Genomic DNA, 16,984 nt, shown 5'->3' on the forward strand with positions numbered 1-16,984 from the left:
GCGTTACGCAACGCGGTGCCCGACATGTTCCGCATCCACTCGGGCTGCTGCGAGTGCCAGGCCAGGGTGTGACCCCGCACCTTCCAACCCCGGGACAGGGCGTGGTTGACGATCCGATCCGCGTTCGTGTAGGTGAACCGCCCCTGCTGCGGCTCGAGCGCGTCGATCTTCATCTCGTTCTCGGCCGTGACCGAGTTGAACTCACGGTTCAGGATGCCGACGTAGGTGGAATCGGAGAGCTTGTTCGCCGCCACCGCAGCACCGAAGTAGCGGCCTGACTGCGCGGCAGCCGCCCCCAGGGTGGACTCGGCAGCCTGGGCGCTGGAGGTCACCACAACCATGCTGGTGGCGACGAGGGCGAGACCGGCTGCGGCCGAGACCAGCGCGCCGCGCGGTCGCAGTCGAGTAGCCAGCCGCCCGCTGGCGCGGGCGAGGGCGTTTTTCATGGCATGAGCCTTTCGACGAAGCCGTGCTGATGAGAAGCCGGCCCCGACTACTGCCCAACACGATGGCCCTCCCACGCCGACGCGGTCGCCCGGATGCCGCGTCGGCCGGTGCACTCAGCCGGTCATCGTGAGTAGATCGAGGCTGTTGTATCGAAAACCTTATCGAAACAGATCCGAAAGCTCAACGCGTCGCGGCACTCTTTGACCGTTCGTCCCGGTCACGATCCGACTCCGCTGCCCTCGGCGCGCCATGGGGAACGGGGTCACGCCGGCGAGATCAGGGCCCCCGAAAGTTTCGGCCCATCCGACCGGCCCGCGACTCCGTCGCCGAGCACGTCGGCCAGCCAGCGCAGCTGCCGTCGTACCTGGGTGGCGTCGCCGTGTTCGTGGCCGTTGAACGGGTAGACATGCATCGTCCGCTCGGGAGGCGGACCACCGACGGTGGCGCCGTAGTGGTTGTAGGCGGCGAACCCGGTGCTCGGGGGGCACACCATGTCCCGCAGCCCGATGCCGAAGTGGACCGGTGCGTTGGCGCGACGGGCGAAGCTGACCCCGTCGACATAGGACAGCGTGCGTCGTACGGCCGGCTCCGCGTCGCGGTTGACCGCGAGGTAGTTGACGATCTCGCCGTAGACGCCGACCTCGGTGATCTCCAGGGCCCGCTGCGGGTGGCAGAGGAACGGCGCGGTGGTGAGCACGGCGGCCAGGTCACCGACCAGCCCGGCGACGGCGAGGGACAGCCCACCGCCCTGGCTGTTGCCGGCGGCCACCACCCGGTGTGGGTCGACTCCCGGCAGCGCCCGGGCCGCGTGGACCGCCCGCACCGCGTCGGTGATGAGCCGGCGGTAGTAGTAGCCCTCCGGGGTCATGATGCCGCGGGTCACCGGCGACGGCCCGCCGGGCGCCTCGCCGTGCGGGTCCGGCGTGTCACCCGCGCCGTACTGGCCGGACTGTCCCCTGGCGTCCATCAGCAGGTGGGCGTAGCCGGCAACCGGCCAGATCAGGCGTTCGTGCGGGAGCCCCCGGCCGCGGCCGTAGCCCACGTACTCCACGATCACCGGCAGCGCCTCGTCCACCCCGGCCGGACGGTTGTACCAGGCCCGGATCGGATCGCCGCCGAACCCCGCGAAGGTGACGTCCCAGCTGTCCACCAGGCGCAGGTCGGTCGGTTCCGGCCGGACGTCGAGCAGCACCGGCGACTGCGTCGCCGCATCCAGCGTCGACCGCCAGAACGTGTCGAAATCGGCGGGCTCGGCCACGGCCGGCGTGTACTGCCGTAACTGGTCCAGCGGGAGGTCAAACAGGGGCATGGCTCCTCGCAGCGGGCTCGGTCATGAATGTGGAGGCGGCGCGGTGCTCTCCCGGATCACCAGTTCGGCGACCAGATCTATCCGGCTGGTGGGCAGGGCGTTGCCGCGGGCGAGATCGAGCAGCATCTGGGTAGCGGTGCCGGCCATGTCGCGCAGCGGCTGGTGGACCGTGGTCAGGGCCGGACCGACCCAAGCCGACAGCGGCAGGTTGTCGTAGCCGACCACCGAAACGTCGCCGGGAACGTCGAGGCCGAGCTGCCGGGCCGCCCGTAACACGCCCAACGCCTGCAGGTCGGAGCCGGCGAAGATCGCCGACGGCCGGTCGGACCGGCTGAGCAACTCGATCCCGTGGGTGTAGCCGGCGTCGAGGTGGAAGTTGCCATGACGGATCAGCGTGGCGTCGATCGGAACGCCGAGTTCCTCGTGGGCGCAACGGAAGCCGGCCGTACGGGCCCGGGCGCAGAGCACGTCCCGTGGACCGGAGATGACCGCGATCCGGCGGTGCCCCAGATCCAACAGGTGTCGAGTGGCGATCAGGCCACCGTTCCAGTTGTTCGAGCCGACGGTGGGCACGGAGGCCACGCTGGCGCTGTCGGTGTCGATGACGACCACGGGGATCGACTGGCGCTGCAACTGTTGCCGCTGCTGGTCGGTGAGGTTGCACATGACCAGCAGCACCCCGAGGGGACGCCGGGCGACCGCCGCGTCGACCCAGGACTGCGGCGGCCGGCGGGCGGCACTGAGCTGCGACAGCACCACGTTCACCCCGGTGAGGGCGGCGACCGCCTCGACCCCCCTGATGATCTCCAGAGCCCAGTCGGAGCCGAACTCGTGGAACACCAGGTCGATCTGGCCCTCTCCGGGTGCCCGGCGGGCGCGCCGACGGTAGCGGTGCCGTTGCAGGCTGGCCTCGACCCGTGCCCGGGTCACGGCGGCGACGTCCGAACGTCCGTTGAGAACCTTCGAGACCGTGGCCGAGGAGACACCGACCTCCCGCGCGATGGTCGCGATGGTCGCGGAGCCGAGCGCTGCCGGCGAACGCTTCTCTGCCATCCGATCCTCTGCAACGAGTCCGAAAATTTCGGAGACTGTAGCACGCAGCGGACCGGCAGAGGGTGACCTGAGTCGATGCTGGCTACTCGCGGCGATGAATTCCGGCAATCGCTTACCAGCATGGCAAGTACGGTCTGAACAGTCTTTCCGCGCCCCTTGACATGCCCTGTCGACGCCCTTAGGTTCCCCGACACAGGTGTCCGACTGGTTTCCGAAAATTTCGATAATCGCCGTGTCCCACGGCGGTCGGCGTGGCCTGCCGGGATACCTCCCGGCCCCGGCCGGAGGGGTTCGCATGACAAGTCAGCTGCCCGTCGACGACCGATTGGCGTCCACTCACGCCGATCGGTGGCGTGATCCGAAGCTGCGACCGGACGAACGGGCCGACGCGCTCATCCCGCTGATGTCGCTGGAGGAGAAGCTCGCTCAGCTGGTCGGCCTCTGGGTCGGTGCGGACGCTTCCGGTGAGGGCGTCGCTCCCCACCAGACCGACATGGTCGAGCACATCCCGCCGTGGTCGGAGGCGATCCGGCACGGTCTGGGGCAGCTGACCCGGCCGTTCGGCACCGCGCCGGTCGACCCGGTCCTCGGCGCACGGTCCCTGGCCGCGTCCCAGGCGCAGATCGTCGCGGCGAGCCGGTTCGGTATTCCGGCGCAGGTGCACGAGGAGTGCCTCACCGGCTTCGCCGCCTGGCGGGCGACGGTCTACCCGACACCGCTGAGCTGGGGCGCGGCCTTCGACCCGGAGCTGGTCGAGGAGATGGCCCGGCTGATCGGCCGGTCCATGCGGGCGGCCGGTGTCCATCAGGGACTCGCCCCGGTGCTGGACGTCACCCGCGACTACCGCTGGGGGCGCACCGAGGAGACGATCGCCGAGGATCCCTACCTGGTCGGCACGATCGGCGCGGCGTACGTGCGCGGGTTGGAACGGGCCGGCGTGGTGGCGACGTTGAAGCACTTCGCCGGCTACTCGGCGTCGCGGGGCGGCCGGAACCTGGCACCGACGGCGATGGGCCGTCGGGAACTGGCAGACGTGATCCTCCCACCCTTCGAGATGGCCCTGCGGCTCGGTGGGGCACGGTCGGTGATGAACTCGTACGCCGAGATCGATGGTGTGCCGGCGGCGGCCGACGAGGATCTGCTCACCCGGACGCTGCGTGAGCAGTGGGGCTTCGACGGGGTGCTGGTCGCCGACTACTTCGCCGTCCGGTTCCTGCAGACCCTGCACGGCGTCGCCGCCGACGCCGCGGCGGCGGCCCGGCTGGCGCTGCGGGCCGGCATCGACGTGGAGCTGCCCACCGTGGACGCCTACGGCGCGCCCCTGGCGGCGGCGGTGCGCTCCGGCGAGGTCAGCGAGAGCCTGGTCGACCGGGCACTGCGGCGGGTGCTGATTCAGAAGATCGAGCTGGGTCTGCTCGACGAGGGCTGGGACGAGTTGCCGGCGGACGTCGAGGCGCTGCGCTTCGACGACGAGGCCGGTCAGGCCGTCGCCCTGCGGCTGGCCCGCCAGGCCGTCGTCCTGCTCCGCAACCGGGACGGGCTGCTACCGCTCGCCGATCACCAGCGGATCGCGCTGATCGGGCCGGTCGCGGACGACGCGATGGCCATGCTCGGCTGCTACACGTTCCCGCTGCACGTCGGTGTGCATCACCCCGAGCACGGCACCGGGGTCGAGATCCCGTCCCTGCGCGAGGCGCTCCAGCAGCGGCACCCACAGCTCACCCACGTACCGGGCACCGACATCACCGGTGCCGACACCTCGGGCATCGCCGCGGCGGTCCAGGCGGCCACCGACGCCGACGTCTGCGTGCTGGCCGTCGGCGACCGGGCCGGCATGTTCGGCCGGGGCACCTCCGGTGAGGGCTGCGACGCGGTCGACCTGGAGCTGCCCGGGGTGCAGGCCGAACTGGTACGCGCGGTGCTGGCCACCGGTACCCCGGTCGTGCTGGTGGTCCTCTCCGGCCGCCCGTACGCCCTGGGCGACGCGGTGGACGGCGCGAGCGCCATCGTGCAGGCGTTCTTCCCCGGTCAGCTCGGCGGTCAGGCGTTGGCGGAGATCCTCACCGGTGAGGTGGACCCGTCCGGGAGGCTGCCGGTAAGCGTGCCCCGACACGCCGGTGGGCTGCCCGGCACCTACCTCACCCCCATCCTGGGCCGACGGTCGAAGGTGTCGTCGGTGGACCCGACGCCGGCGTTCCCGTTCGGCCACGGTCTCAGCTACACCACCTTCGAGTGGAGCGACGCCGCGGTGAGCGACGCGCCGGGCGGCGGCACCGGGGACCCGACGCCCTGGCCGGTCGACGGGGAGGTGACCCTCGGCGTCACGGTCCGCAACACCGGCACCCGAGCCGGCACCGAGGTGGTTCAGCTCTACCTGCACGATCCGGTGGCGCAGACCACCCGGCCGGTGGTGCGCCTGATCGGATACGCGCGGGTCCCGGTGGAGCCCGGCGGCGCGGCCCGGGTCAGCTTCACCGTCCCTGCCGACGTCACCTCGTTCACCGGGCTGCACGGCCGGCGAGTGGTCGAGCCCGGCGAGGTGCAACTTCGGCTCAGCCGCTCCAGCGGTGACGTGGTGGCAAGCCTGGCACTGCGGCTGGAGGGCGGCGAGCGCGAGGTCGGTCACCACCGCGAACTGCTGTCCCGGGTACGCGTCGAACCCGTCGCCGGGCCCGCGCCGGAGGGTCGGCCATGAGCAGCGTGACCACCCTGACCCCATCGGCGTCCAGCCCCGACACGACGACACCGAAGCCGCCACGACGGGCCGCCCGGCAGACCTGGCGGCGTGCGCTGCGGCGCGACTGGCAGTTGTACTCGCTGGCGATCCTGCCGCTGCTGTTCTTCCTGATCTTCCGGTACCTGCCGATGCTGGGCAACGTCATCGCCTTCCGCCGGTTCCAGCCCGGCGGCAACATTTTCGGTGAGTACTGGGTCGGGCTGCGGTACTTCAAGATGTTCCTGAACGACCCGACGTTCTGGAACGTCTTCACAAACACGCTGGTGCTGGGTGCGCTGACCCTGCTGTTCTGCTTCCCGCTGCCGATCGTGCTGGCGCTACTGCTCAACGAGGTGCGGGCCCGCAAGCTCAAGCGCTTCGTGCAGTCGGTGTCCTACCTGCCGCACTTCCTGTCCATCGTGATCGTGGCGGCCATCGTCATGCAGTTGCTGTCGATGGACGGCACGGTCAACCAGCTCGTCCGCGCCGGTGGCGGCGAAGCGATCCCGTTCCTGCAACGGCCGGAGTGGTTCCGCACCATCTACGTCTCCTCCGAGGTCTGGCAGACCGTCGGCTGGGGCACGATCCTCTACCTGGCGGCGCTGACCACCATCGACGACGACCTCTACGAAGCGGCCCGCATCGACGGCGCCAACCGGTGGCGGCAAACCTGGCACGTCACGCTGCCGGGCATCCGACCGACCATGGTGACGCTGCTGATCCTCAACATCGGCGCCTTCATGGCGGTCGGCTTCGAGAAGATCCTGCTGCTGTACAACCCGCTCACCTATCCGACCGCGGACGTGATCTCCACCTACCTGTTCCGGATGGGCTTCCAGTCAAGCAACTTCAGCTACGCCGCCGCGATCGGGCTGTTCGAGGCGGTGATCGGGTTGATCCTGGTCGTCTCGGCGAACCTGATCGCCCGCCGCACGGTGGGGACGAGCCTGTGGTGACCGTCGACACCGCCGAGCGGCCCACCGAGTCCACGCCCCGCCCCCGTCGTCGCGGCATCCAGGAGACCCGGGGCTACCGGGTGTTCCGGGTGGTCAACGGGATCGTCCTGACCCTCGTGGTGATGGTGACGCTCTACCCGTTCGTCAACATCGTGGCCCGCTCGTTGAGCGACGAGGCGTACATCATCGCCGGCCAGGTGAATCTCGTGCCGCGCGGGTTCACCCTGGACACGTACCAGCTGCTGATGTCCGACCCGCTGTTCTGGACGAACTACCGCAACACCGTGTTCTACACGGTCACCGCCACGGTCATCTCGATCGTGATGACCACCTGCTACGCGTACGTGCTGTCGAAGAAGCAGCTCAAGGGCCGCGGGATGCTGGTCGGCATCGCGGTCTTCACCATGTTCTTCACCGGCGGCCTCATCCCCAACTACGTGCTGGTCACCAGCCTGGGCCTGAAGAACAGCGTCTGGGCCATTGCGCTACCCAACGCCATAAACGTGTTCAACCTGTTGGTGATGAAGGCGTTCTTCGAGAGCCTGCCGACGGAGTTGGAGGAGGCCGCCGCCGTCGACGGGCTCAACACGTACGGCATCCTGCTGCGAATCGTGCTGCCGTTGTCGAAGGCCATCGTCGCCACGATGGTGCTCTTCTACGCGGTGGCCTTCTGGAACTCCTGGTTCGCGGCGTTCCTCTACATGGACCGGCAGGAGCTGTGGCCGGTCACCGTGTACCTGCGCAACCTGATCGCCGGTGCCACCGGCGCGGAGAACGTCGGGTCGATCACCGAGGCCAACGAGGTACAGGCCGAGGCGACGCTCAAGGCCGTGACCATCGTGCTCACCACTCTGCCGATCCTCCTGGTCTATCCCTTCGTCCAGCGGTATTTCGTCCGGGGCATCATGCTCGGCGCGGTAAAGGGCTGACCAGAAGAAACACCCCTCTCACCACCGAGTTGAAAGGATCCCGCCATGTTCCGCAGATCGTGGCGTCACGCGGCGGCGGCTGCTGCCGTGCTGCTAGCCCTCAGCAGCGTCACCGCCTGTGGCGACGACCCGTCCGACAGCGAGGACCTGTCGGAGAACCGGGCCGGCGCAATGGAGAACTACACCGCCGGTACCCAGTTCAAGGCCACCGAACCACTCTCCTTCTCCGTCCTCTACAACAACCACCCGAACTATCCGCTCAAGGAGGACTGGCTGTTCTGGACGGAGTTGAAGTCCCGGACGAACGTCAGCCTCGACAAGGTCGCCGTGCCGCTGAGCGACTACAACCAGAAGCGCAGCCTGCTCATCGGTGCCGGCGACGCACCGCTGCTGATCCCGAAGACCTATCCGCCGGACGTGCACGCATACGTCTCCTCGGGGGCGATCCTGCCGGTCAGCGACTACCTCGATCTGATGCCGAACTTCAAGGACAAGATCGAGAAGTGGAATCTCAAGGCTGAGATCGACACGCTGCGCCAGCAGGACGGCAAGTACTACCTGCTGCCCGGCCTGCACGAGAAGCCCTGGCACGAGTACTCCCTGGCGGTCCGCACCGACATCCTCGAAGAGCTGAACCTCCAGGTCCCGAAGACCTGGGACGAGGTCTACACCATGCTCAAGGCGATGAAGGCGGCGTACCCGGACGTCTACCCGTTCTCCGACCGGTTCAGCCAGCCCAACCCGGCCGGTAACCTGCTCAACATGCTGGCCGCGTCGTACGGCCTGGAGGGCGCGGGTTGGAACTTCCAGCACGTCACCTGGAACGCCCAGGCGCAGCAGTTCGAGTACACCGGCGCCACCGAGCAGTACAAGCAGATGTTGCAGTACCTCAACAAGCTGGTGGCGGAGAAGCTGCTCGACCCGGAGAGCTTCACCCAGACCGACGATCTGGCCCGGCAGAAGCTCGCCAACAGCAAGTCCTTCGTGATCAGCAGCAACGCCCAGACGTTGGTAAACGACTACCGACCGGACCTGGCGGCGACCAACCCGAAGGCGAAGATCACCAAGATCCCGCTGCCGATCGGGCCGGCCGGCGAGATCAACCCGGCCAGCCGACTCGAGAACGGCATGATGATCTCCTCGAAGGCCCGCGAGAGCAAGAACTTCGTGGCCATGATGCAGTTCGTCGACTGGCTCTGGTATTCGGACGCGGGCCAGGAGTTCGCCAAGTGGGGCGTCGAGGGCACCACCTTCGTCAAGGACGCCGCCGGCAAGCCCACTCTCGCGCCGGACGTCGACATGATCGGCCTGAACCCGGGTGCGCCGAAGCACCTGCAGAAGGACTTCGGCTTCGGCAACGGCGTCTTCTCCTACGGCGGCAAGCCCGAGCTGGTGCAGGGGTTCTTCTCGCCCGAGGAGCAGGAGTTCCAGCAGGTGATGAACGCCCGCGCTCCGAAGACGGTGCCGCCGCCGTACCCGCTCAACGACGAGGAACGCGAGCAGGTGTCGCTGTGGGAGACCCCGCTGAAGGACCACGTCTACCAGGCCACGCTCCAGTTCGTCCTCGGGCAGCGTGACTTCGCCGAGTGGGACGCGTACGTGGCGGAGCTGAAGAGCAAGAACATGGACGCCTACCTGGAGATGGTCAACGGGGCGCACAAGCGCTTCCAGGAGAAGAACTAGCAGACCTGCCCGGTCCGGTCGTGTCGGCGCGACCGGACCGGGCACCTCCACCCGAGCACAGGGACGACGATGCGGATCACCGTTGCGGAGCAACCCGTCGGCCGGCTGAGCGACGCGTGGCGCCTCGCCGTCGGCACCGGCCGGCTCGACCTGGCCCTGCGGCGCGACTACCAGGACTCACTGGCCCTGGTGCAACGCGAGATCGGCTTCCGGTACATCCGCGGGCACGGCCTGCTCAGCGACGGCGTCGGGGTGCACCGACCGTACGACCACCGGGGCCAACGCCAGGTCCGGCACGCCTTCGGCTACCTCGACCAGGTCGTCGACGCCTACCTCGAGCTGGGCGTCCGACCGTTCGTGGAGCTGGGTTTCATGCCCTCCGGGTTGGCCAGCGGCGACCAGACGGTCTTCTGGTGGCGCGGCAACGTCACGCCACCCCGGTCGCACACCGAATGGGCCGACCTGGTCCGGGCCACCATCGGCCACCTCGTCGACCGGTACGGCCTCGACGAGGTGCGTGGCTGGCCGATCGAGGTGTGGAACGAGCCCGACCTGAAGGACTTCTGGCAGGACGCGGACGCCGACGCCTACCACCGGCTCTACGAGGTGACCGCGCACGCGGTGAAGGACGTCGACGCCGACCTTCAGGTCGGTGGCCCGGCACTCTCCCCCGGCGCCGACGACGCGTGGCTGCCCCGGTTCGCCGAGTTCGTCACCGACCGTGCGGTGCCGATCGACTTCGTCAGCCGGCACGCCTACACCTCCGGCCCGGCCCAGCACGTGCCCTTCGGCGTACACCAGACCCTGGCACCGGCGCAGCGGCTGCTGGAGCAGTTCGCCAGCCCCCGCCGGTTGCTCGCCGGCACCGCACTGGCGGACCTGCCGGTGCACATCACGGAGTTCAACAGCTCGTACCGGCCGGACAACCCCATCCACGACACCGCCTTCCACGCCGCCTACCTCGCCCCGGTGCTGGCCGGCGGCGGCGACCTGGTCGACTCCTTCGCGTACTGGACCTTCAGCGACGTGTTCGAGGAGGTGGGCATCCCGACCACGCTGTTCCACGGCGGCTTCGGGCTGCTCACCCACCGTCAGATCCGCAAACCCACCTATCACCTGTACGCCTTCATGAACCGGCTGGGCGAGCAGATCCTGGCCCGGGGCGCGGACCACCTGGTCACCCGCGACGACACGGGCCGGATCGCCGTGCTGGCCTGGGCTCCGGTCGACGTCACCGGCCGCGACCCGGTGGACGGCCACACGGTACGCCTGTCGCTGCCGGTAGCCGACCCGACCGCCCGCACCGCGTTCCTGCTGCGCTCCTCGGTCAGCGAGGAGTCCGGCAACGCCTGGCGGGCCTGGGGTGAACTGGGCCGACCGCCCTCCCCCACCGCCCGCCAACTGGACGTCCTGCGGCAGGCCGCCGAGCCGACCCGACGGCACGGCTCGCTGCCGGTGCTGACCGGCCGCGTCGAGCTGGACCTGCACCTGGCCCGGCACGAGGTGACCCTGGCCGAGGTGAGCCCGGTGACCGACGAGACGCCACCATGGTGGGACGAGAGTCGGCTGCTGGGCCGGGAGCCGTCGTGAGCACCGCCGCCCGCCGGGAGTTCGGCACCGGCCCGCTGTCCCGAGGGGCAGCGCTGATCTACACGCTGCTGGTGGTGGAGCTGCTGCTCCTGGTCTGCGCGGCGCCCGGCCTGGTGGCGCTGTTCGCGCTGGAGCGGCACGTGAGCAACCTGCCGCTGGTCGCGGTCTGTGCGGTGCCGCTCGGCCCGGCCTTCTCCGCCGCGCTGTACGCCCTGCACCGGCAGCGTCTCGACCTGACCGAGCTGCACCCGTGGCGGTTGTTCTGGCGCGGGTACCGGGCCAACCTGACCGGTTCGCTACTGGTCTGGGTGCCGACCCTGCTGTGGCTGACCGTCATCGCGGTCAATCTGGTCAACCTGCCGGCGGCGGGGGTGCCCGGCTGGTGGGCGGTGCCGCTGGTGCTGGTCGGTGCCGGGGTGTCGGTGGTCGGGATCAACGCGCTGGTGATCACGTCGCTTTTCACGTTCCGGCTGCGCGACGTGTTCCGGCTGGCCGGGTACTTCGTGCTGCGTACCCCGGTGGTCGCCGTCGGCACCGCGTTGCTGCTGGTGGCGGCGACGGCGCTCACCATGGTCGCCTCCGAGGCGGCACTCGCCGCCCTCGGCTCGGTACTGGCGCTGGCGCTGGTCCGTGGCGGCGCACCGATGACCGACATCATCAGCGAGGAGTTCGTCGAGTGAGCCTGGACCACCGCGACCGGGCCGCCGCAGACCCAACCGAGCGCATTGAACGAGGAGTGCACCAGCAGCACCGAACCGCGCCGTACCCCGAGCGCCGCCAGATCCTCGGCGAGCGCGGTGCGCGTATACGGCATGCCAGCGTCGATCGACAGATCCTACCCGGCGGGGCCTGAGTCAGCGTCAAAGCTCGTCCACCGTGGACAGGTGGCCGGCGACGCGCTCTCACTCGGTCTCGGCGGTGAGGGTGAGGAGGTTTCCGCGTACCTTTTCGAGTAGTTCGACAAGCGTGGCCCGTTGGTCGGTCGCCATGCCGGCCGTCGCGGTTTCGGCGAGCGTTCGCCAGGCCGCCTCGATCTTTGGAATGGCGGCCCGACCCTTCCGGGTCAGCTGGATCCGGGTGGCGCGCCGATCTTCCGGTACGGATTCCCTGATGAACCAGCCACCCTGGTCGAGACGACTGAGGCTGCGGGTCACCGTGGGCTGTTCCACGCCGAGCCGGGCGGCTATCTCAGAGATCATCATACCGTCGGGTTCCTGGCCGAGCATCCACAGCAGGACGTCCTGCCCCGGGTGCAAGGCGAGCGCGCTGAGCACGTCGGCCTGCGCGCTCCGGTACAGCTTGGCCACCTTGACCAGGGCTTTGTTGGTGGCCAGGACATCCGTCAGTTCCACCCGGGCAGTGTACGAGTTGACGAGCCACCACACCCTGTTGCATAGTCGGCTAACCTATAGCCGACTATGGAGATGATGATGGAAACCGGTTTGTCGAACAGGGTCGCCCTCGTCACCGGGGCCTCCGGGGCCATCGGCCGAGCCACCGCCCTGCACCTGGCGGCCGAGGGCGCCTCCGTCGGCGTGTCCTGGTACACCAACCACGGCGGTGCCCTGGACGTGGTCGAGGCCATCACGCGAGCCGGCGGCCGGGCCTGCGCCATCCACCTGGATCACCGCAGCCCCACCACCATGCCACGCGTCATCGAGGAGATCAGCGAACGTCTCGGGCCGGTCTCCGCCCTGATCGCCAACGCCGTGCAGTGGCCCTCCTTCGACACCGACGAGATCGGTGGCCTCACCACGTCGCTGGCCGTCAACACCGTCGGTCCGGCGGCTCTGATCGATGCGGCTCTGCCAACCATGCGTGCCGCCGGCTGGGGACGCATCGTCGTCGTGTCCACCGACATCGTCGCCCAACCCATGGCGGGGCCACTCGCCTACGCCACGGCGAAGGGCGCGCTCGAGACCGCCGCGCGGGTGCTCGCCGTCCGGGAAGCCCGCCACGGGATTCTGACAAACATCGTGCGCCCCGGCTTCACCCTCACCGACAAGGCACTGACCGCCCCGTTCCTGGGACCGGAAGCGGTCGCGGCCGAGTCGGAGAAGACCCCCACCGGCCGCATCTGCACTCCCGAGGACGTCGCCACCGCGGTCACCTATCTGGCCTCGGCGGCGAACGGTCATGTCAACGGGCAGACGTTGTCGCTGGCGGGTGGTCGCGAACTCGTTCGCGGGTGACCCTGGCACGCGCCGCCGGTGTCCGAGTGTGCCGATGCCCGGATGCCCGACCGGCTGGTGTCGGGCGATCAGGCGTGCGCAGACGTATCGACAACCCAGTGCCTGGTCTGGAAGACGCGCCCCGCGAAGGTCCGCTCTTCCTGGCCGACGAGGGAGAATCCAGCCGAGCGGCAGATGGCGTTCGACGCCGCGTTCGTGGTGCTGGGAAACGCGTGGATCGGCCCCCACCGCCCGTCCGCGCGGGCCAGGTCGAGAACCGTGCGGACGGCCTGGCTCGCCAAGCCCCGGCCCTGGAATTCCGGCAGGACCATCCAACCGATCTCGGAGATGCCCTCCTGGCGGTACAGCGTCACCGTTCCCGCCACCCGAGCCGAGGCACCGGCAACGATCATCTTGATCCAGGCGCTGTCGTCGCGAACCGTCTCGAGGTCACGCGCGAGCTGACCGGCAATACGCTCGCGCGGCTGCGGGCCGCCGAGCTCCGACATCATGACCGGATCACAGCGCATCCGGACGTACGCATCGAGGTCGGCCGGCTCCACGTCGCGCAGAAGCATCTCGGGAGCCTACCCAGGTGGAGCCCGCAGCGACCGACGATGGGGACGGCCGACCTCGCGCTCGCCGAACTGAAGTCGGGTGCGTGCGGGCCAGCCAGAGCAGTAGCGTCCTGGCCCATGACCTCGGACGCTTTCGTACCACCCGGCTTCACCCCGCCGACGTCGCTGGTCGCCGACCGGTTCCACCTCGAACCGCTGGGTCCACAGCACAACGTGGCGGACCACGCCGCGTGGATGTCGAGCATTGCGCACATCCGCACCACGCCTGGTTACCCGGACGGCGACTGGCCGCCTCTGGGCGGCATGTCGCTTGAGGAGAACCTCGCCGATCTGCGCCGTCATGCCGACGACTTCACCAGGGGCGCCGGGTTCACCTTCACCGTCCTCGACCCGGTCGACGGCGACGTCATCGGCTGCGTCTACCTCTACCCGTCGGCCTCCGCGGAGTACGACGTGACCGTGCAGTCCTGGGTGCGGGCCGACCGGGCAGACCTCGACGTGCCGCTGGCCACCGCCGTCGCGGACTGGATCGCCACCGATTGGCCCTGGGAGCGCCTGGACCGGTGCGGCCGTTGACGAAGTGACTGTCCGGCCAGGTGTGCTGCGGCGCTTCAGTTGTCGATCGGGGTGACTCCCGTGACGCGGAGGAGGTCCAGCTTGTCGGCGGCCGAGGAACCGGCGGGCGCCGTGTACACCACGATGCGCAGGTCGGAGCCGTGCGCGGTCAGCACGTCGCAGTCCAGGGTCACCGGACCGACGACCGGGTGTGCGATCGTCTTGCGGTCACTCTCGTGCGCGGCGACCGCCCCCGAGTCCCAGAGGGCGGCGAATTCTCGGCTGGCGGAGTACAACGAGGCGACAAGCGCCGCCAGCCGACGGTCGTGCGGGTGGGCGGCGGCCGTGGTGCGCAGGTCGGCGACGAGGGCGGCCGGCAGGGCCGCGGAGACACCGTCGGGGGTGACGCGCGGCCAGGCGAGCGACGCGCCCGGCATGAACAGGATCCGCAGGAGGTTGCGCCCGTACGGAGCCACGACCGCCGGATCGCCGAGCAGGGACGCCCACAGCGGAGTCCAGGTGAGCAGCGTCCAGTCAGCCGAGAACACGGCCAGGGGAACGTCGCCCAGGCGGGCGGCGATGCGGGCCACGCCGGGCGGGATGTGGGTGCTCACGTCACCGGCGGCGGGTGGCAGGAGACCCGCGGTGCGGTACAGGTGGTCGCGCTCGGCAGCGTTGAGCTGTAGGGCCCGGGCCAGGGCCGCGACGACCTGCGGGGACGGGTTGAGCGCGCGGCCCTGCTCCAGGCGCACCACGTAGTCGACCGACAGGCCGGCGAGGGACGCCAACTCCTCGCGGCGCAGACCGGCCGCCCGACGGCGGGCCGTCGCGGGCAGGCCCGTGTCGGCGACGGAGAGCCGGTCCCGCCACGCTCGCACGGCGGCACCGAACGCACTTGTCACCCCACCAGTATCCCGACCGGCCCGAGGCTGTTCCTGGTACTGCGGGTCCTACCGTCGCACCGGGCGCTGGCTGCGCGTCGCTGCGGCGGCCACAGTCGGGGCATGGACGAGACGATGCTGATGACCGGTGCCAGCCGGGGAATCGGGTGGCACGCGGCGGTCGCGATGCTCGCGACGAACCCGGGCCTGCAAATGTTCGTGACCGACCGCACCGGCGGGCTGGCCGAGGCACTGCGCGCCAAGAGCGGAAACCCGCAGGTGTACGGCGTGCGCGCCGACCTGGCGTCCCTCGACTCGGTACGCGCCGCGGCCCACCACGTCATGCAGCGGGCCCGCGTGACGTCGTTCGTCGGTAACGCGGGACTACAGGTGACCAGCGGGGCCCGGCGCAGCGCCGACGGGTACGAGGTGACGTTCGCCGTGAACGTGCTCGCCAACCACCTGCTGCTGCGACTGGTCGGCGACCAGCTACGACGAGCGGTGATCACGGCCTCGGACACCCACTTCGGGGACTTCCGGCACAACCTGGGGCTCGCGCCCGCACCGGTGTGGCGACCTCCGGCGGAACTGGCCCGTCCCGACGGGCCGCACACCTCGGTCGCCGGGCGGACCGCCTACTCGACAAGCAAGCTCGCCGTCATCTATCTGGTGCACGAGTGGGCGCGGCGACTGGGCGGCAGCACCGAGGTGTTCAGCTGGAATCCGGGCTTTGTCCCCGGCACCGGGCTGACCCGCGACGCGGGTCCGAGCGTACGATTCGCGGCCGCCCGGGTGCTGCCGCTGCTCACCCTCACACCGCTGTCGGTGAGCCCGCGGACCGCCGGTCACCATCTGGCCCGGGTGGCGACCGGCCCGGCCGTGGCACCGAGCGGGTCCTACGTGAACCTCGGGCGGGCCGAGCGCTCCTCTGACGCATCCTACGATCCCCAGCGGGAGCGCGAACTCTTCGAAGCGGCCGACGCGCAGTGCGGCCGACCCGGAAAGGAGCATCATGGAGGACACCGGCCAACGGAACCGCCACCCTGAACGAGGGACGATCCAGCGGATGGACAACGTCGCCGTCGTCGTCGACGACCTCGCCGCCGCCAGGGCGTTCTTCGCCGAACTCGGCCTGGAACTCGAAGGCGAGGCGACAGTCGAAGGCAGTGCGGTGGATCGCCTGGTCGGGCTCGAGGGAGTCCGATCGGACATCGCGATGATGCGCACGCCGGACGGCCACGGACGGCTTGAGCTGACCAAGTACCACAGCCCGTCGAGCCAGGTCGGTGACCCGCATGCGCCGGCGAACACGTTGGGCGCACATCGCGTCATGTTCGCCGTCGACGACATCGAGGAGATTCTCGACCGGTTGCGGCCGCACGGAGCCGAACTCGTCGGCGAACTGGTGCAGTACGAGAACAGCTACCGGCTCTGCTACCTGCGCGGCCCGGCGGGCATCATGGTCGCGCTCGCCGAACAGATCACCTGACCGAGCGGTGCACGGCCCGGCACCCTGAGCAGGGCCGTCCCCAGCAGCGGCGCGATCCCTTCGAAGTCCATAGGATCAATCACCGCTGCCGCTGAGCGCGCTACAGGCCCACCCACGCTTACCCGAGTTGAGTCCGCGCACTTATTGAAGGATCGGGATCGTTTTGTTGCTCCCGGCCCTCATTGCCACAACGCTATTTGGGCCTTCTTGGGTTCTTGGGTCGACGCCTGTTTCTCCCAGGGCTCGTGTTTCCTCCCATCCTCGCGGCAATCTCTCGTCGAACGTCGCGGATCTTCATCGTCCGGGGGTGACTGTGTCCAAACTTACGGACGCTTCGGCTTAATGTGTCGTCGATCAGCCTTCGCGCGTCGATGAGCCTTCAGGTGGAGGCATAGGAGACTGCCAGGCCATACGCGAAGAGAAGGGTGTCAGGGTGGTCATCACCAAGTACCCGGCGGGACCGGGTCAGGGTTTCCTCGGACAGGGCGCGGCACTCGTTGTGATCACCGAGCGTATGCAGGGTTGTGGCGAGGCTATAGAGCCTGTTTCTGATCTTCCTGACGGGCGTTGTGGTAGGTGCCAGGGAGCTCGGCGTGGCGGCTATCAATCGGTGACGGGCTCTTGGTA

General features: G+C 69.3%; 17 protein-coding genes. 10 read left to right on the forward strand and 7 right to left on the reverse strand.

Features of this window, described 5'->3' with window-relative positions; genetic code table 11:
• From AB0J93_RS29810 to AB0J93_RS29820, 3 genes are all read right to left on the reverse strand, one after another.
• Positions 1-446: endo-1,4-beta-xylanase (locus tag AB0J93_RS29810; RefSeq protein WP_363925678.1), on the reverse strand; the 446-nt coding region annotated here is incomplete at its 3' end.
• Between the two features lie 263 nt (positions 447-709).
• A complete protein-coding gene (locus AB0J93_RS29815; protein WP_363925679.1) occupies positions 710-1,756 on the reverse strand; it encodes an acetylxylan esterase in 1,047 nt (348 codons plus the stop codon).
• Between the two features lie 21 nt (positions 1,757-1,777).
• Positions 1,778-2,809 carry a substrate-binding domain-containing protein gene (locus tag AB0J93_RS29820; RefSeq protein WP_363925681.1) on the reverse strand — a complete coding sequence of 344 codons (1,032 nt, stop codon included), beginning with the start codon at positions 2,807-2,809 and terminating at the stop codon, positions 1,778-1,780.
• A 295-nt stretch (positions 2,810-3,104) separates the two neighbouring features.
• On the opposite strand from AB0J93_RS29820, the gene AB0J93_RS29825 reads away from it, so the two are divergent.
• The 6 genes from AB0J93_RS29825 (at position 3,105) to AB0J93_RS29850 (ending at position 11,363) form a co-directional block, all read left to right on the forward strand.
• On the forward strand, positions 3,105-5,504 hold the full coding sequence (locus AB0J93_RS29825; RefSeq protein ID WP_363925682.1) for a glycoside hydrolase family 3 N-terminal domain-containing protein: 2,400 nt from the start codon (positions 3,105-3,107) through the stop codon (positions 5,502-5,504).
• Positions 5,501-6,481, forward strand: a complete 981-nt coding sequence (locus AB0J93_RS29830) for an ABC transporter permease subunit (RefSeq protein ID WP_363925683.1) — start codon at positions 5,501-5,503, stop codon at positions 6,479-6,481. The genes AB0J93_RS29825 and AB0J93_RS29830 overlap by 4 nt, the downstream gene beginning before the upstream one ends.
• Complete coding sequence (locus AB0J93_RS29835) at positions 6,478-7,410, forward strand: carbohydrate ABC transporter permease (protein WP_363925684.1); 933 nt, start codon at positions 6,478-6,480, stop codon at positions 7,408-7,410. The genes AB0J93_RS29830 and AB0J93_RS29835 overlap by 4 nt, the downstream gene beginning before the upstream one ends.
• A gap of 45 nt (positions 7,411-7,455) precedes the next feature.
• The gene (locus AB0J93_RS29840; protein WP_363925685.1) at positions 7,456-9,093 is read left to right on the forward strand and encodes an extracellular solute-binding protein; all 1,638 of its coding nucleotides are present in this window, start codon (positions 7,456-7,458) and stop codon (positions 9,091-9,093) included.
• Between the two features lie 69 nt (positions 9,094-9,162).
• Positions 9,163-10,683 carry a xylan 1,4-beta-xylosidase gene (locus AB0J93_RS29845; protein ID WP_363925686.1) on the forward strand — a complete coding sequence of 507 codons (1,521 nt, stop codon included), beginning with the start codon at positions 9,163-9,165 and terminating at the stop codon, positions 10,681-10,683.
• On the forward strand, positions 10,680-11,363 hold the full coding sequence (locus AB0J93_RS29850; protein ID WP_363925688.1) for a DUF624 domain-containing protein: 684 nt from the start codon (positions 10,680-10,682) through the stop codon (positions 11,361-11,363). The genes AB0J93_RS29845 and AB0J93_RS29850 overlap by 4 nt, the downstream gene beginning before the upstream one ends.
• 222 nt (positions 11,364-11,585) lie before the next feature.
• On the opposite strand, the gene AB0J93_RS29855 is transcribed toward AB0J93_RS29850, so the two are convergent.
• Complete coding sequence (locus AB0J93_RS29855) at positions 11,586-12,035, reverse strand: MarR family transcriptional regulator (protein WP_363925689.1); 450 nt, start codon at positions 12,033-12,035, stop codon at positions 11,586-11,588.
• Positions 12,036-12,125: 90 nt separating this feature from the next.
• Here AB0J93_RS29855 and AB0J93_RS29860 point away from each other — a divergent pair, with 90 nt between their 5' ends.
• Positions 12,126-12,875, forward strand: coding sequence for an SDR family oxidoreductase (locus AB0J93_RS29860; protein ID WP_363925690.1), 750 nt, complete (start codon positions 12,126-12,128; stop codon positions 12,873-12,875).
• A gap of 68 nt (positions 12,876-12,943) precedes the next feature.
• Here the strand turns inward: AB0J93_RS29860 and AB0J93_RS29865 are convergent, their stop codons facing one another.
• Complete coding sequence (locus AB0J93_RS29865) at positions 12,944-13,432, reverse strand: GNAT family N-acetyltransferase (RefSeq protein ID WP_363925692.1); 489 nt, start codon at positions 13,430-13,432, stop codon at positions 12,944-12,946.
• Positions 13,433-13,549: 117 nt separating this feature from the next.
• On the opposite strand from AB0J93_RS29865, the gene AB0J93_RS29870 reads away from it, so the two are divergent.
• Positions 13,550-14,008 carry an N-acetyltransferase gene (locus tag AB0J93_RS29870; protein ID WP_363925693.1) on the forward strand — a complete coding sequence of 153 codons (459 nt, stop codon included), beginning with the start codon at positions 13,550-13,552 and terminating at the stop codon, positions 14,006-14,008.
• Positions 14,009-14,043: 35 nt separating this feature from the next.
• Here AB0J93_RS29870 and AB0J93_RS29875 read toward each other — a convergent pair whose 3' ends face one another.
• The gene (locus AB0J93_RS29875) at positions 14,044-14,889 is read right to left on the reverse strand and encodes a helix-turn-helix transcriptional regulator (protein WP_363925694.1); all 846 of its coding nucleotides are present in this window, start codon (positions 14,887-14,889) and stop codon (positions 14,044-14,046) included.
• A 102-nt stretch (positions 14,890-14,991) separates the two neighbouring features.
• Between AB0J93_RS29875 and AB0J93_RS29880 the strand changes: the two genes are divergently transcribed.
• On the forward strand, positions 14,992-15,915 hold the full coding sequence (locus AB0J93_RS29880) for an SDR family NAD(P)-dependent oxidoreductase (protein ID WP_363925695.1): 924 nt from the start codon (positions 14,992-14,994) through the stop codon (positions 15,913-15,915).
• Between the two features lie 19 nt (positions 15,916-15,934).
• A complete protein-coding gene (locus AB0J93_RS29885; protein ID WP_363925696.1) occupies positions 15,935-16,357 on the forward strand; it encodes a VOC family protein in 423 nt (140 codons plus the stop codon).
• A 379-nt stretch (positions 16,358-16,736) separates the two neighbouring features.
• Here the strand turns inward: AB0J93_RS29885 and AB0J93_RS29890 are convergent, their stop codons facing one another.
• Positions 16,737-16,964, reverse strand: a complete 228-nt coding sequence (locus AB0J93_RS29890; protein ID WP_363925697.1) for a tetratricopeptide repeat protein — start codon at positions 16,962-16,964, stop codon at positions 16,737-16,739.
• Between the last annotated feature and the right edge of the window lie 20 nt (positions 16,965-16,984).

The sequence above is a fragment of the Micromonospora sp. NPDC049374 genome (assembly GCF_040677165.1).
In the GTDB taxonomy this organism is placed as follows: domain Bacteria; phylum Actinomycetota; class Actinomycetes; order Mycobacteriales; family Micromonosporaceae; genus Micromonospora.

Excerpts from the sequence above, each read along its gene's own strand:
- AB0J93_RS29815 (WP_363925679.1), bottom strand. The coding sequence starts at position 1,756 with ATGCCCCTGTTTGACCTCCCGCTGGACCAGTTACGGCAGTACACGCCG.
- AB0J93_RS29840 (WP_363925685.1), top strand. The coding sequence starts at position 7,456 with ATGTTCCGCAGATCGTGGCGTCACGCGGCGGCGGCTGCTGCCGTGCTG.
- AB0J93_RS29820 (WP_363925681.1), bottom strand. The coding sequence starts at position 2,809 with ATGGCAGAGAAGCGTTCGCCGGCAGCGCTCGGCTCCGCGACCATCGCG.
- AB0J93_RS29825 (WP_363925682.1), top strand. The coding sequence starts at position 3,105 with ATGACAAGTCAGCTGCCCGTCGACGACCGATTGGCGTCCACTCACGCC.
- AB0J93_RS29845 (WP_363925686.1), top strand. The coding sequence starts at position 9,163 with ATGCGGATCACCGTTGCGGAGCAACCCGTCGGCCGGCTGAGCGACGCG.
- AB0J93_RS29865 (WP_363925692.1), bottom strand. The coding sequence starts at position 13,432 with ATGCTTCTGCGCGACGTGGAGCCGGCCGACCTCGATGCGTACGTCCGG.
- AB0J93_RS29870 (WP_363925693.1), top strand. The coding sequence starts at position 13,550 with ATGACCTCGGACGCTTTCGTACCACCCGGCTTCACCCCGCCGACGTCG.
- AB0J93_RS29885 (WP_363925696.1), top strand. The coding sequence starts at position 15,935 with ATGGACAACGTCGCCGTCGTCGTCGACGACCTCGCCGCCGCCAGGGCG.
- AB0J93_RS29880 (WP_363925695.1), top strand. The coding sequence starts at position 14,992 with ATGGACGAGACGATGCTGATGACCGGTGCCAGCCGGGGAATCGGGTGG.
- AB0J93_RS29830 (WP_363925683.1), top strand. The coding sequence starts at position 5,501 with ATGAGCAGCGTGACCACCCTGACCCCATCGGCGTCCAGCCCCGACACG.